This is a genomic window from Bradyrhizobium sp. 27S5 (assembly GCF_037217225.1).
GTDB lineage: Bacteria > Pseudomonadota > Alphaproteobacteria > Rhizobiales > Xanthobacteraceae > Bradyrhizobium > Bradyrhizobium septentrionale.
Genome location: NZ_CP147714.1, coordinates 8,563,135 through 8,576,738, shown reverse-complemented (window position 1 = coordinate 8,576,738; position 13,604 = coordinate 8,563,135). Strand labels below are relative to the sequence as shown.

General features: G+C 65.5%; 14 protein-coding genes. 4 read left to right on the top strand and 10 right to left on the bottom strand.

Annotation, left to right across the window (positions count from 1 at the left end; genetic code table 11):
* Both ubiG and WDM24_RS40270 read left to right on the top strand, forming a co-directional pair.
* Window positions 1-753 carry a bifunctional 2-polyprenyl-6-hydroxyphenol methylase/3-demethylubiquinol 3-O-methyltransferase UbiG gene (ubiG, locus tag WDM24_RS40275; protein WP_338829648.1) on the top strand — a complete coding sequence of 251 codons (753 nt, stop codon included), beginning with the start codon at window positions 1-3 and terminating at the stop codon, window positions 751-753.
* 272 nt (window positions 754-1,025) lie between these two features.
* A complete protein-coding gene (locus WDM24_RS40270) occupies window positions 1,026-1,925 on the top strand; it encodes a DMT family transporter (protein WP_338829647.1) in 900 nt (299 codons plus the stop codon).
* 57 nt (window positions 1,926-1,982) lie between these two features.
* Here the strand turns inward: WDM24_RS40270 and WDM24_RS40265 are convergent, their stop codons facing one another.
* Genes WDM24_RS40265 through WDM24_RS40240 form a run of 6 tightly spaced genes read right to left on the bottom strand, consistent with a single transcriptional unit; the run spans window position 1,983 to window position 5,572 of the window.
* Window positions 1,983-2,417, bottom strand: a complete 435-nt coding sequence (locus tag WDM24_RS40265) for an EamA family transporter (protein ID WP_338829646.1) — start codon at window positions 2,415-2,417, stop codon at window positions 1,983-1,985.
* Window positions 2,414-2,893: a DUF1178 family protein gene (locus tag WDM24_RS40260; RefSeq protein WP_338829645.1), complete on the bottom strand. Its 480-nt coding sequence runs from the start codon at window positions 2,891-2,893 to the stop codon at window positions 2,414-2,416. Before WDM24_RS40260 ends, WDM24_RS40265 begins: the two co-directional genes overlap by 4 nt.
* Entirely contained in the window at window positions 2,890-3,768 is an 879-nt protein-coding gene (locus tag WDM24_RS40255; protein ID WP_029079566.1) for a carbon-nitrogen hydrolase family protein, read from the bottom strand. The genes WDM24_RS40260 and WDM24_RS40255 overlap by 4 nt, the downstream gene beginning before the upstream one ends.
* Window positions 3,768-4,040: a glutaredoxin 3 gene (gene grxC / locus WDM24_RS40250; RefSeq protein ID WP_338829644.1), complete on the bottom strand. Its 273-nt coding sequence runs from the start codon at window positions 4,038-4,040 to the stop codon at window positions 3,768-3,770. The genes WDM24_RS40255 and grxC overlap by 1 nt, the downstream gene beginning before the upstream one ends.
* A gap of 29 nt (window positions 4,041-4,069) precedes the next feature.
* Window positions 4,070-4,879 carry a ComF family protein gene (locus WDM24_RS40245; RefSeq protein ID WP_338829643.1) on the bottom strand — a complete coding sequence of 270 codons (810 nt, stop codon included), beginning with the start codon at window positions 4,877-4,879 and terminating at the stop codon, window positions 4,070-4,072.
* 57 nt (window positions 4,880-4,936) lie between these two features.
* Window positions 4,937-5,572 carry a macro domain-containing protein gene (locus WDM24_RS40240; RefSeq protein WP_338832529.1) on the bottom strand — a complete coding sequence of 212 codons (636 nt, stop codon included), beginning with the start codon at window positions 5,570-5,572 and terminating at the stop codon, window positions 4,937-4,939.
* An 84-nt stretch (window positions 5,573-5,656) separates the two neighbouring features.
* Here WDM24_RS40240 and WDM24_RS40235 point away from each other — a divergent pair, with 84 nt between their 5' ends.
* Window positions 5,657-6,499: a methyltransferase domain-containing protein gene (locus tag WDM24_RS40235; protein WP_338829642.1), complete on the top strand. Its 843-nt coding sequence runs from the start codon at window positions 5,657-5,659 to the stop codon at window positions 6,497-6,499.
* A 177-nt stretch (window positions 6,500-6,676) separates the two neighbouring features.
* Here WDM24_RS40235 and WDM24_RS40230 read toward each other — a convergent pair whose 3' ends face one another.
* The 3 genes from WDM24_RS40230 to WDM24_RS40220 all read right to left on the bottom strand — a co-directional run bounded on the left by WDM24_RS40230 (window position 6,677) and on the right by WDM24_RS40220 (window position 9,762).
* Window positions 6,677-7,087 (bottom strand): (deoxy)nucleoside triphosphate pyrophosphohydrolase, encoded by a 411-nt coding sequence (locus WDM24_RS40230; RefSeq protein WP_338829641.1) that lies wholly within the window; start codon window positions 7,085-7,087, stop codon window positions 6,677-6,679.
* 196 nt (window positions 7,088-7,283) lie between these two features.
* A complete protein-coding gene (gene argJ / locus WDM24_RS40225; protein ID WP_338829640.1) occupies window positions 7,284-8,525 on the bottom strand; it encodes a bifunctional glutamate N-acetyltransferase/amino-acid acetyltransferase ArgJ in 1,242 nt (413 codons plus the stop codon).
* A 307-nt stretch (window positions 8,526-8,832) separates the two neighbouring features.
* The gene (locus WDM24_RS40220) at window positions 8,833-9,762 is read right to left on the bottom strand and encodes a peptidylprolyl isomerase (RefSeq protein WP_166212088.1); all 930 of its coding nucleotides are present in this window, start codon (window positions 9,760-9,762) and stop codon (window positions 8,833-8,835) included.
* Between the two features lie 368 nt (window positions 9,763-10,130).
* On the opposite strand from WDM24_RS40220, the gene secA reads away from it, so the two are divergent.
* Complete coding sequence (gene secA / locus WDM24_RS40215; RefSeq protein ID WP_338829638.1) at window positions 10,131-12,995, top strand: preprotein translocase subunit SecA; 2,865 nt, start codon at window positions 10,131-10,133, stop codon at window positions 12,993-12,995.
* 58 nt (window positions 12,996-13,053) lie between these two features.
* Here the strand turns inward: secA and WDM24_RS40210 are convergent, their stop codons facing one another.
* Window positions 13,054-13,488, bottom strand: coding sequence for a VOC family protein (locus WDM24_RS40210; RefSeq protein WP_338829637.1), 435 nt, complete (start codon window positions 13,486-13,488; stop codon window positions 13,054-13,056).
* Between the last annotated feature and the right edge of the window lie 116 nt (window positions 13,489-13,604).

The window sequence follows — 13,604 nt, the reverse complement described above, 5'->3', positions numbered from 1 at the left end:
ATGGCCACAACGCTCTCCAATGCCTCCGCCAACTCGGTCGATCCGGCCGAGGTCGCGAAGTTCTCGAAACTGTCGGATGAATGGTGGGATCCGCGCGGCAAGATGGCGCCGCTGCACAAGATCAATCCGCTGCGCCTGACCTATATCCGCGACGCCGCCTGCCGCAAGTTCGAGCGCAACGCCAGGAGCCTGAACTGCCTGTCCGGTCTGCGCCTGCTCGACATCGGCTGCGGCGCCGGGTTGCTGTGCGAGCCGTTCACCCGGCTCGGCGCCCAGGTGATCGGGATCGATCCATCCGCCACCAACATATCAGCGGCCAAGCTGCACGCCGACAAGGGCCATCTGTCGATCGACTACCGCTGCACCACGATCGAGGACATGGACGTGCGCGAGCGCTTCGACATCGTGCTGGCGATGGAGGTCGTCGAGCATGTCGTCGATGTCGGCGCCTTCATCAAGCGCTGTGCGGCGATGCTCAAGCCCGGCGGGCTGATGGTCGTCTCCACCCTGAACCGCAACTGGAAGAGTTTTGCGCTGGCGATCGTCGGCGCTGAATACGTGCTGCGCTGGCTGCCGCGCGGCACCCATGACTGGAGCAAGTTCGTCACCCCCGCCGAACTCGAACGTTATCTCGGCGACGTCAACCTCGCCGTCACCGAGCAGGCCGGCGTGGTCTACAACCCGATCGCCGACAAATGGAGCGTCTCGTCCGACATGGACGTGAACTACATGGTGGTGGCGGAGGAGGTGTGAGCTGCCTGTCACCTCGCCCCGCTTGCGGGGAGAGGTCGGATTGCGCTCGGCGATGCGAAGCATCGTCCGGAGCAATCCGGGTGAGGGGGACTCTCCGCGCGCTTTGCTCATCGAGTTTGCGGAAGTCGCCCCTCACCCCAGCCCTCTCCCCGCAAGAGCGGGGCGAGGGAGTTAAGGCGCAGCCCTGTCATGCGGCGCGTCAGTTGACCGCATGCGCCGCGCCGGGCACGCTACGCGCGTACTCCCGCCCCGGCACACTTCCCTTATCCCGCATGCTCACGATCGCCTCGCTCTGGATCCCCTTCACCATCGTCGCTGCGTTCGGGCAGGTGGCGCGCAATGCGATGCAGCGGCATCTGACCGGGCCGCTCGGCACCTGGGGCGCGACCAATATCCGCTTCCTGTTCGGCCTGCCGTTCTCGGTGGTGTTCTTCGCGCTGGCGGTGCTGCTGACCGGCGATGCCGTGCCGTGGCCGGCGTCGTCATTCTGGCCGTGGCTGCTGTCCGGCGCGCTCAGCCAGATCGTCGGCACCGGCTTCATGCTGCTGGCGATGAACGACCGCTCCTTTGTGGTGACCACGGCCTACATGAAGACCGAGGCGATCCAGACCGCGATCTTCGGCTTCATCTTCCTCGGCGATCATCTCACGACGCCTAAGGTGATCGCGATCGTGATCGCCACCATCGGCGTCGTCATCACCGCGCTGCGGCCCGGCGGGCAGAAGAGCTTTGCGGATCTGCGCCCGACCGTGCTCGGCCTCGGCGCCGCCGCGGTGTTCGCGATCTCGGCGGTGAGTTTTCGCGGCGCGATCATTGCCGTGCCTGGCGTCTCGTTTGTGACGGCGGCCTCCTACACGCTGATGTGGAGCCTGTTCGTGCAGACGCTGATCCTGTCGGTCTATCTGTTGCTGCGCGCACCCGACGTGCTGCGGAAAATCCTCGGCCTGTGGCGGCCCTCGATGTTCGCGGGCTTCATGGGCGCGTTCTCCTCGCAATTCTGGTTCTTGGCGTTCGCGCTGACGGCGGCCGCCAATGTGCGCACGCTGGCGCTGATCGAGGTGCTGTTCGCGCAGGGCGTGGCGTATTTCTCGCTCAAGCAGCCGTTCTCGCTGCGTGAGGTGTTCGGCATTGTCCTGATCGTGATCGGCGTCGCGCTGCTGATCGCGGCGTAGACTCTTGTTTGACGCGTTTTCTTCACGCGAACCGGTAAGCCACTTCGCTCGAAAACGCTATGGATCAGCCTTTGACGGCACCAGCACCGCGCCGCCCGAGATCAGCGCGATCCCGAGCCAGCCATAGGCCGAAGGGCGCTCGCCGAGGAAGACGGCGCCGAACAGCGCCACCAGCACCACGCTGAGCTTGTCGATCGGCGCCACGAGCGTCGCCGGGCCGAGCTTGAGCGCGCGGAAATAGCAGATCCATGACGCGCCGGTGCCGAGCCCGGACAGCAGCAGGAACAGCCAGCTTTTGGCCGAGATCGGTCCGGCCTGGGTGAACTGCCCGGTCGCGAACAGGATCGCCGACAGCGTGATCAGCACGATCACAGTGCGGATCAGCGTGGCAAGATCGGAATTGATGCCTTCGACGCCGACCTTGGCGAAGATCGCGGTCAGCGCCGCGAAGATGGCCGAGAGAAACGCCCAGACCTGCCAGGTCGAGGTCAATTCCGATCTTCCGGCAGGGTCGGCAGCGGCGAGACCTCGACGCCTTCGTCGATCAGCGCGCGCGCCTCTTCGGGCGAGGCCTCGCCATAGATCGGCCGATGCTCGATATCGCCGTAATGCATCTTGCGCGCCTCGTTGGGGAAGCGCTCGCCGACATTGTCGGCGTTCTTGACGATGTGGTCGCGCAGCTCCTTCAGCTTGGCGCGCAACTCGCGCTCCTGCGCCATCATCAGCGACGTCGATTCGCCGGCGGGTGCCTCGGCGGGGGCAGGCGCCGCTGCGGGGGCTGGCTGAGCCTTCTCGCGGCCCTTCTTGCCGATGATCTGCGGCGCCATGATCGCGCGCTCGACCTTGCTCGACCCGCAGGCCGGGCAATCGATCAAGTGACGCCGCTCCTGCGATTCATAGGCCGACGAGCTCTGGAACCAGCTCTCGAACTGATGGCCGTGCTCGCAGCGCAGCGTGTAGCGGATCATGCCGAACCCCGGACCAGGTGCAGATGTTCCGGGCCGGCCTTGGGGTCGGCGATGCCGAAACGCCTGCCGTGCTGCAGCGAGGGGATGGTCTTTCGCGCGGTCTCGACCTTGGCGGGATCGATCTCGGCCAGGAACACGCCCGGCTCGACGCCGCCCTCGGCGAGGATCTCGCCCCAGGGGTCGATGATCAGCGAATGCCCGAAGGTCTCGCGCTTGTTCTCATGCAGGCCGGCCTGCGCCGCGGCGAACACGAAGCATCCGGTCTCGATGGCACGGGCGCGCAGCAGCGTGTGCCAATGCGCCTCGCCGGTCTTGCGGGTGAAGGCGGAGGGCACCGTGAGGAAGGAGGCACCGGCCTCGGCCAGCGCGCGATAGAGCGCCGGGAAACGCACGTCGTAGCAGATCGTCAGCCCGATCCGGCCCCAGGGCAGGTCGGAGATCACGGCGGTTTCGCCGGGCTGGTAATTGGCCGATTCGCGATAGCTCTCGCCGCCCGGCAGATCGATATCGAACATGTGGATCTTGTCGTAGCTCGCGAGCTGATTGCCCTCGGGCCCGATCAGGAACGAACGGTTGACCGCCTTCTCCGGCGAGTAGCGCAGCGCCAGCGAGCCGATATGCAGATGGATCTTCAATTCGGCGGCGAGCGCGCGATAGGCCTTCAGCGACTTGTCGTCCTCTTCGCTGGCCAGATGCTCGAACAGCGCCTTGCGGTTCAGCTGCATCATGTTGCTGACCTCGGGCGTCAGCACGTAGTTGGCGCCCTGCGCCGCCGCTTCGCGGATCAGCCGCGTGCCTTGCTCCAGGCTCGGCTCCGGCAGCAGCCCGGTGCGCATCTGCACCATGGCGGCGGTGAAAGTGGTGCTGTCGGCCATCAGGCGCCGCCTCCGTTGCTGAGCAGGCCGTCGAGCTTGCCCTCGCGGTCGAGCGCGTAGAGCTCGTCGCAGCCGCCGACATGGGTCTTGTCGATGAAGATCTGCGGGAAGGTCGAGCCTGCCCCGGCGCGGTCGTACATCTCGTCGCGGTAGGCCGGGTTGCTGGCGACGCTCAATTCGGTGAACGCGGCGTTCTTGCGCGTCAAAAGCGATTTGGCCGCGGTGCAATAACCGCAACCCGGACGGGTGTAGATTTCGATGTCGGCGGTCATGGTGCGCTCGGTTGAACCAGAATACGAGATTATATGGGAGCGCGGTGGGTATCGACAACCCGGGCGAACACCAGCACGTCGACATGCGCCGCCTTGGCCCGCAGCAGCGCCCGCGCGCAGGCATCGACGGTCGCGCCCGAGGTCAGGACGTCGTCGACCAGGATCACGCGGCGGCCCTGGATGTCAGCCTTGCGTTCGGCGGCGACCCCGAATGCGCCCTGCACATTACTGGCGCGGTCCTTGCGCGACAGCCCGATCTGCTGCTCGGTGGCGCGGACGCGCCGCAGCGCCTCGGAGACCATTTTGACGCCGCTCTGGCGCGCGATCACCTTGGCGAGCGCGCCGGACTGGTTGTAGCGCCGGCTCCAGCCGCGCCGCCAGTGCAGGGGAACCGGCACCAGCATATCGGCCTCCTCCAGCAATTCCTTCCCCGCACGCGCCATCCAGCGGCCCATTGTCGGCGCCAGATCGGTGCGATCCTGGTATTTCAACGCGTGCACCAGCGTGCGCGCGACGTCGTCATAGCGCACCGCGGCGCGGGCACGCTGGTAGGACGGCGGATTGGCGATCGCCTCCATCGACAGCAATTCGGGCCCGGGATCGTAGACGAAGGGAATGCCGAGCCGCGGGCAGAACGGCGGCGCGATGAACGACAATTTGGCCCAGCACGCCGCGCAGACGCCCTCGCCGTGAACCGGCTCGCGGCAGGACACGCACAGCGTCGGCAGCGCGATGTCGAGCGCGAGCCGCGCGGTGCGCAGCCACGCGCGCCCGACCGCGCCGAGCGCGCGTTGGACGTGACCGGTAATGGAGCGTGGGGGGGATGCCTCGGCGTCCATGGAAGGCGAGGCTAGCGCCGAGGCCGATGAGGCTCAAGGCGCAAAGATGTCGCCGATTCAGGACAGCATGTCGTGGTGTTGGCGCAATATTGCTCGCGCGCCACGATTCTCGACGCCTTGGCCTGTGATGATCGCATCATAGGCAAGGCGCATCTGGCGGGCAGCCGCCGCGGGCGTGACGGCGCCGATTCCCGTCCCGAGTCCCGGCGCTAGCAGGGTCCGGATAGGCGGTTTTGTGCGAGCATTGTGGGCCAGCACGGCAATCAGCGCCGCCCGAAACGCAAGATAAACATTGACTGTCGTGCTGATGTCCGAGGGGACCCGCATGGTCGGTGCGCTGACCAGAAATGGAATGAAGTCGTTGCCGGTGGCAAGGATGGCCGCCTGCCCGACCGGTAGTTCGCCATAGTGATGTTTCGCAATCGCGGCCTGCAGGTCTGTCTGCAGCGTCCATCCGAAGAACTTCGAGTACAGAAGGTCGATGCCGCCATCCATGAAGCCAAAGCTGTTCGCTGGACTGACGATGGCGTCCGCCTTGTGTTCGAAGATGTCGTCACGGGATACGCGCACCTCGGGTAGGTCGGCGAAGGCAAGCTCCCAAGCCTCGACCACGCCAGCGTTGATGTCCCGGAGGTGAATCGCGAGCATGGCGAAATCCGTTATCCTTCCGTAGCGGATGGCCGATTGTTGCATATCGGCCAAGCGAGCCTAGCCGCTAGCCCTGCGGGCCTCAAGCAACGCATTGCCTGCGACCGCGGTCCGGCGTAACGAGCGGGCATGGCACCGACCCCGGCAACTGCCCCCATTCTGTTCGATCGCGCCTTGCTCGGTGCGCGGCTTGCGCGCGCGCGGCGCGAGGGGGCGGTGACATTTCTGCTCGAGCGCGCCACGGAGGACATGGCGGACCGCTTGCAGGCGGTGTCGCGCAGCTTTTCCTCAGGCGTCGACGTCTGGACGCCGGGCGACGGGCTCGCGGACGCCTTGCGCGGGCGGGTCACCTCGGTTGATGAGATCGGTTTTGCTGAGGCGGAGTCGCTCGGCCTGCCGCCGGAGTCGCGCGATCTCGCGGTCTCCGCGCTGGCCTTCCAGTTCGTCAACGACCTGCCGGGCGTGCTGGCGCAGATCCGCCGCGCGCTGAAGCCGGACGGGCTCTTGCTCGCCGCGATGCTCGGCGGCGACACGCTGACCGAGCTCAGGCAGAGTTTTGCCGCGGCGGAAGTGGAATGCGAGGGCGGGCTGTCGCCGCGCGTCGCGCCGTTCGCCGATCTGCGCGATATCGGCGCGCTGTTGCAGCGGGCCGGCTTCGCGCTGCCGGTCACCGACGTCGACCGCGTCGTGGTGCGCTACGCCAGCGCGTTCGCGCTGATGGCTGATCTCAGGCGCATGGGCGCGACCAATGTGCTGCGCGAGCGCCGTCACACCCCGACCCGCCGCGCCACCATGCTGCGGATGGCGCAAATCTATGGCGAACGCTTCGCCGATCCCGACGGCCGCATCCGCGCCACCTTCGACATCGTCTGGCTGTCCGGCTGGGCACCGCATGACAGCCAGCCGAAACCGCTGCGGCCGGGCTCGGCGAAGGCCAGTCTGGAAGCGGCGGTGAAGCAGGTGAAGCGTTAGGGACGCCGGGGGCGAGCGTGCGGCCACGCGATTTCGGAATATTAGAAGAATACCGCTGAGTTGCCCGACGTGTCAAGTCGCTTGGTCGAATGCCGGCCACCGCCGGCTACTTTGCATGGGGTTGTTTTCGATATTTTGGCAGCGCGCCTCCCCCGCAAGCGGGAGAGGCGAAGAAGATCACAGCAACAAATCGATCAGATGCGGCAGCAGCGGGATGTCCGCGGGCGGCATCGGGTAGTCGCGCAGCTTGTTGGCGCGCACCCAGGCGAGGCTCTGGCCCTCGCGCGCCACAACCATGCCCTCCCAGCGCCGGCAGATGTAAAGCGGCATCAGCAGATGGAAGGCCTCGTAGGCATGGCTGGCGAAGGTCAGCGGCGCGAGGCACGGCTCGCTCACGGTGATGCCGATCTCCTCGTGCAGCTCGCGGATCAGCGTCTGTTCCGGCCGCTCGCCGGGCTCGATCTTGCCGCCCGGGAATTCCCACAGGCCGGCCAGCGCCTTGCCTGCAGGGCGTTGCGCCAGCAGCACGCGCTTGTCGGCATCGACCAGCGCGCAGGCGACGACGAGGGTCAGCTTGATGTCAGCCATGCGGGGCCAAGGTCCAGATGCGGTGTTGGCGGAGATTCTGTCATTGCGAGCGAAGCGAAGCAATCCATCTCTCTGCCTGCACGCGCGGACAGATGGATTGCTTCCGCCTTCGCTAAAGCTACGGCGGACAGGTCGTCGCTTCAGCGTAAAATTGCTTTGCAAGCTTGTCGCGAGCTCCTCGCGATGACGGCGATGTTTACGACCTGTAATCGCCGTTGATCGCGACGTACTCCTTGGTGAGGTCGCAGGTCAGCACGCGGTCTCTAGCCTTGCCGAGGCCGAGCGCGACCTTGATCTGGATCTTCGGCGCCTTCATCGCCTCCGACACCTCTTTCTCGTTGTAGGACGGATCGCGCGCGCCGCTCTTGGCGACGCGGATGCCGTTGAACGAGATCGAGAGCTTGTCGCGGTTGGCGGGCTCGCCGGCCTTGCCGACCGCCATCACCACGCGGCCCCAATTGGCGTCCTCGCCGGCGATCGCGGTCTTCACCAGCGGCGAATTGGCGATCGACATCGCGATCTTGCGCGCCGACGGTTTTGTCGTCGCGCCCTCGACTACGACCTCGACCAGCTTGCGCGCGCCTTCGCCGTCGCGCGCCACCTGCTCGGACAAATTGGCGAGGACCTGCTGGAACGCCTTGGTGAAGGCCTTCAGGCGCGGGTCGCTGGCGCGCGAGATTTTTGGCGCGCCGTTGGCGGCGGCAGTGCCGGTCGCAAACGCCAGCAGCGTGTCCGAGGTCGAGGTGTCGCCGTCGATGGTCAGCGCATTGAAGGTGTCCTCGACGCCGGCCTTGAGCAGCGATTGCAGCACCGAGGCCGACAGCGGCGCGTCGGTGAAGATGAACGACAGCATGGTCGCCATGTCGGGCATGATCATGCCGGCGCCCTTGGCCATGCCGTTGATCGTCACCTTGGCCTTGCCGAGCTTCACGGTCGCGGTCGCGACCTTCGGGAAGGTGTCGGTGGTCATGATCGCCTTGGCGGCGTCCATCCAGCGATCGGCCGTCGCGGCCTCCGTGAGCTGCGCCAGCACGCCGTCGAACTTGGTGGCGTCGAGCGGCTCGCCGATCACGCCGGTCGAGGCCAGGAACACCTCCGACGTCGAACAGCCGACCGCCTTCGCCGCGATCTGCGCGGTCAGCGTGGTGGACGCCTTGCCGGTCTTGCCGGTGAAGGCGTTGGCGTTGCCGGAATTGACCACCAGCGCGCGTGCATTCCCGCCCTTCAGCTTGGCACGGCACCATTCGACCGGCGCCGACGGGCATTTCGACTTGGTGAAGACGCCGGCCACCGTGGTGCCCTTGTCCAGCAGCGCGAGCAGCACGTCGGTACGCCGCTTGTAGCGGATGCCGGCGGCAGCGGTCGCAAGCCGCACACCCGCGATCACGGGCATCTCGGGAACGTCTGGTGGGGCGAGGGGGGAGACGGCGGTGGACATCGGCAAGCTTCCGGCTACGGGGAGGGAAGCGCTGCATAACATCTCGCCGTGAGAAGCGGGAGAGGGCTCGGGCGCGAACGCATAACGGCGTCGTCCCGGCGAAAGCCGGGACCCATAGCCACCGTCATCAATTGTTCAAGAAACTGCTGCCACGGCAAGAAAGGCTCCGCCGCGGATTATGGGTCCCGGCCCCCGTGCGCAATTGCGCACTAGGCCGGGACGACGCGATCAGCCGAGTGCATCCCAAAACGCAAATGGCCGGGACATGCCCGGCCATCGCACATTGAAACTGTCGGCTTAGCGAAGCTTACTTCTTCGCCGGCGCCATCTTGTTGTCGGCTGGCTTCGGCGCGTCCTTGGCCGCATCCGCGGGCGGGGTCGCCGCGTCGGCCGGCTTGTCCAGGCGCTCGACCTTGGCGGCCTCGCGCAGCTTGGCGACGTAGTCGGCCTGGGCCTTGCGGGTCACATAGGTCTCGATCTGGGCCTTCACCTGCTCGAAGTCGGGCGCCTTGCGGCTGCGCTTTTCCTCGACCTTGATGATGTGCCAGCCGAACTGCGACTTGACCGGATCGGAGATCTTGCCCGGCTCGAGCGAGAAGGCGACCGCGGAGAATTCCGGCACCATCTGCTCCTTGGTGAAGAAGCCGAGGTCGCCGCCGTCGGAGGCGCCGGGGTCCTTGGACTTCTTCTTGGCGAGCTCGGCGAAGTCGGCGCCCTTGTCGAGCTCGGCCTTGATCGCCTTGGCCTCGTCCTCGGTCTCGACCAGGATGTGGCGGGCGCGCACCTCCTGCTCGCCGGTGATCTGCTTGGCGGCCTCGTCATAGACCTTCTTCATGGCGTCGTCGGTAGTCGCCGCCTTGCCCTCGCTGGCAAGCAGGCTGTCCATCAACAGGCGGTTGCGGGTAAAGGCGAGGCGCTTCTTGAAGTCGTCATTGTTCTCGATCTTCTTGTCCTCGGCGGCCTTGGACACGATCTTCATGTCGATCAGGAACGACAGCACGTTGTCCTTCTTGGTCGCGGGGTCCATCTGGGCCAGGCTCGGGCCGAGTTCCTCCTCGGCGAGCGCCACGTCGCTGGCATGGATCTCGGAACCGTTCACCTTCGCCAGCACCGGGTCGGATTCCGCGGCGCGGACCGGAAGGCCGGCAGCCAGCACTGCGACAAGACAGCCCGTGGCGGCCAGGGTGGCGAGGCCGAGGCGCAGGCCGGTTTTGGTTTCCGGAGGCGAGGTGGTCATGCAAAATCCTTGTCTCAAAGGGGGGGAGCTCGAGCGGGGCGGACACTCGCCCAATCGTGTTACATTGGCAACGCGAAAGTCTTGTCAAAATGATGAATTCCTTGACATCTTGCCAGCGTTGACAACCCCCCAAGCGGGCCATATCTCTGGCCAACCGTGTCGGCGGTGAGAGCGCTTATTTTGCTGCGTTTTTCGCCGTTGAACCCAGGATGGCCTGTTTCCCACTCAATTGGCGGAGGAGCCCCGGGTCGGGGCTCGAACCGGAGCGCGTCACGGTGAGTTGATAGGCGATCTGGCGGACCATCTCAGGCTGTAATCCAAGACCTAAATTCGAGACCTAACTCAAGACCGAAGAACAGGAATTTCGCATGATCGGCGCGCTCGCCCGCAAGTTTTTCGGCTCATCCAACGACCGTCGGGTCAAGGGGTATCAGTCCCGCGTCAACGCCATCAACGCGCTCGAGCCCGAGTTGGTCAAACTCACCGACGATGAGCTCAAGGCGCGCACCGCCGAATTCAAGCAGCAGCTCGCCGGCGGCAAGACGCTCGACGACCTCCTGGTTCCGGCCTTCGCCACGGTGCGGGAGGCGGCCAAGCGGACGCTCGGCCAGCGCCATTTCGACGTTCAGCTGATCGGCGGCATGGTGCTGCACGAGGGCGACATCGCCGAGATGAAGACCGGTGAAGGCAAGACGCTGGTCGCAACCCTCGCGGTCTACCTCAACGCGCTCGCCGGCAAGGGCGTCCATGTCGTCACCGTCAACGACTACCTCGCCCGCCGCGACTCCGGCTGGATGGGCCAGATCTACTCGTTCCTGGGGCTGACCACCGGCGTGATCGTGCACGGCCTCGACGATGCCGAGCGCAAGGCGGCCTATGCCTGCGACATCACCTACGGCACCAACAACGAATACGGCTTCGACTATCTGCGCGACAACATGAAGTACCGCCTGGAGGACATGGTCCAGCGCGAGCACTTCTACGCGATCGTCGACGAAGTCGACTCCATCCTGATCGACGAGGCGCGCACGCCGCTGATCATCTCCGGTCCGCTCGACGACCGGTCGGATTTCTACAACACCATCGACACCTTCATGCCGCTGCTGACCAAGGTCGCCGATTTCGAGGTCGACGAGAAGCAGCGCACGGTGACGCTGACCGAAGGCGGCATGGAGAAGCTCGAGAACTTGCTGCGCGACGCCGGCCAGCTCAAGGGCGAGTCGCTGTACGACGTCGAGAACGTCTCCGTCGTGCATCACGTCAACCAGGCGCTGCGTGCGCACACGCTGTTCACCCGCGACAAGGACTACATCGTCCGCGACGACGAGGTCGTCATCATCGACGAGTTCACCGGACGCATGATGCAGGGCCGCCGCTATTCGGAAGGCCTGCACCAGGCGCTGGAGGCCAAGGAGCACGTCACGGTCCAGCCCGAGAACCAGACGCTGGCCTCGATCACCTTCCAGAACTATTTCCGGATGTACCAGAAGCTGTCCGGCATGACCGGCACGGCGCTGACCGAAGCCGACGAACTGTTCGACATCTACAAGCTCGAGGTCGTCGAGATCCCGACCAACCTGCCGGTGGCGCGTCTCGACGAGGACGACGAGGTCTACCGCACCCAGAACGAGAAATACGCCGCAATCCTTGCCGAGATCGAGCGCGCCAACAAGCGGCTGCAGCCGGTGCTGGTCGGCACGGCGTCGATCGAGAAATCGGAAGTGCTGGCCGAGTATCTCAAGAAGCACGGCTACAAGCAGATCGACTTCGGCGCCGAATCCGGCATGGAGAAGCTTTACGCCGCGGCGCGCGCGGGCAAGCCGGCAAAACTGTTCGCGGTGCTGAACGCGCGCTTCCACGAGCAGGAAGCCTATATCGTCGCGGAAGCCGGCGTGCCCGGCGCGATCACGATCGCGACCAACATGGCCGGCCGCGGCACCGACATCAAGCTCGGCGGCTCGCTCGAGATGCGGATCCAGCAGGAGACCGTAGGAATCACCGACGAGGCCGAGAAGGCCAAGAAGATCGAGCTAATCAAGGCCGACATCGAACGCTTCCGCGAGCTCGTGCTGAAGGCGGAAGAGGATTTCGAGGTCGAGCCCGCCAAGGGCAACAAGCCCGCCAAGACCGTCAAGAAGCCGGGCGGCCTCTACATCATCGGCTCCGAGCGTCACGAATCCCGCCGCATCGACAACCAGCTGCGCGGCCGTTCCGGCCGTCAGGGTGATCCCGGCCGCTCGAAATTCTTCCTGTCGCTGGAAGACGATCTGATGCGCATCTTCGGCTCCGACCGGCTCGACAGCATGCTGCAGCGGCTCGGCCTGCAGGAAGGCGAGGCCATCATCCATCCCTGGATCAACAAAGCGCTCGAGAAGGCGCAGCAGAAGGTCGAGGCGCGCAACTTCGACATCCGCAAGAATCTGCTGAAGTTCGACAACGTCCAGAACGACCAGCGCAAGGTGATCTTCGATCAGCGCATCGACCTGATGAAGGACGACAGCGTGGTCGAGACCGTGACCGACATGCGCCACGCCTTCGTCGAGGACGTGGTCACCAAGCATATCCCCGAGCACGCCTATGCCGAGCAGTGGGACACCGCGGGCCTCAAGGAAGAGCTCAAGCGCGTGCTCGATGTCGACCTGCCGGTCGACGAATGGGCCAAGGAAGAGGGCATCGCCGACGAGGAGCTGCTCAACCGCATCGAGAACCATGTCGACGAGCGCATGGCGGCGAAGGTCGCGCAATGGGGGCCCGACGTGATGCGCTACGTCGAGAAGACCATCCTGCTGCAGACGCTGGACCATCTCTGGCGCGAGCACCTGATCATGCTCGACCATCTGCGCCAGGTGATCGGCCTGCGCGGCTACGGTCAGCGCGATCCGTTGCAGGAGTACAAGACCGAAGCCTTCAACCTGTTCCAGGAGATGAGCGCGCACCTGCGCGAGGCGGTCACCGCGCAATTGATGCGGGTCGAGATCGTCCCGCCGGAGGAGCCGCCGCAGCCGCTGCCGCCGATGGAAGCGCACAAGCTCGACCCCAACACCGGCGAGGACGAGTTCGCCCAGGCCCGCCTGACCGAAGCCACCTACGCCCAGGCCTCGCTGGCGCCGGCAATGTCCGCCGCCGACCGTGATCCGAACAACCCCACAAGCTGGGGCAAGGTCGGCCGCAACGAGGACTGCCCCTGCGGCTCAGGCAAGAAGTACAAGCACTGCCACGGCCGCTACGCGTAAGCCGCCGCAAGCACAGACGCGGCGGGCGATCTGCCCGCCCGTCGAACGCGTATTGCCCTCAGCCCGCGTAAGCCTTGTCGAGGTCGGCGATCACGATCTTCTGCATCTTCAGCATCGCCTGCATGACGCGGTCGGCCCTGATGCGGTCGGGGTCGCTGAGGTAGCGGCTCAATGCTGTCGGGATCACCTGCCAGGACAGGCCGAAGCGGTCCTTGAGCCAGCCGCAGCGTGATTCCTGGCCGCCATCGGTGAGCTTCTCCCAGAAGTAGTCCACCTGCTCCTGGGTCTCGACGCTGAGGAAGAACGACACCGCCTCGTTGAACTTGTGCTGTGGCCCGCCATTGAGCGCGTAGAACCGCTGCCCCTCGAGCTCAAAACTCGCCATGAAGTCGCTGACGGTCTCGATCTCGGCGTTCGGAAACACCGATTTGTAGAACGCGACCGCATCGCGGACGTTGTTGTCGAGCCAGAGGAACGGCGTGATCGAAGGCATGACGGGGTGTCCTCGCTATCTGTGGATCGGGTGGACCTCAAGCGCTCGGGCGCGAAGGCTGCGCTGCGGGCGCGCCCAAAGGACGCAGCAGATCGCCGCGTCCCGACATTTGCAGC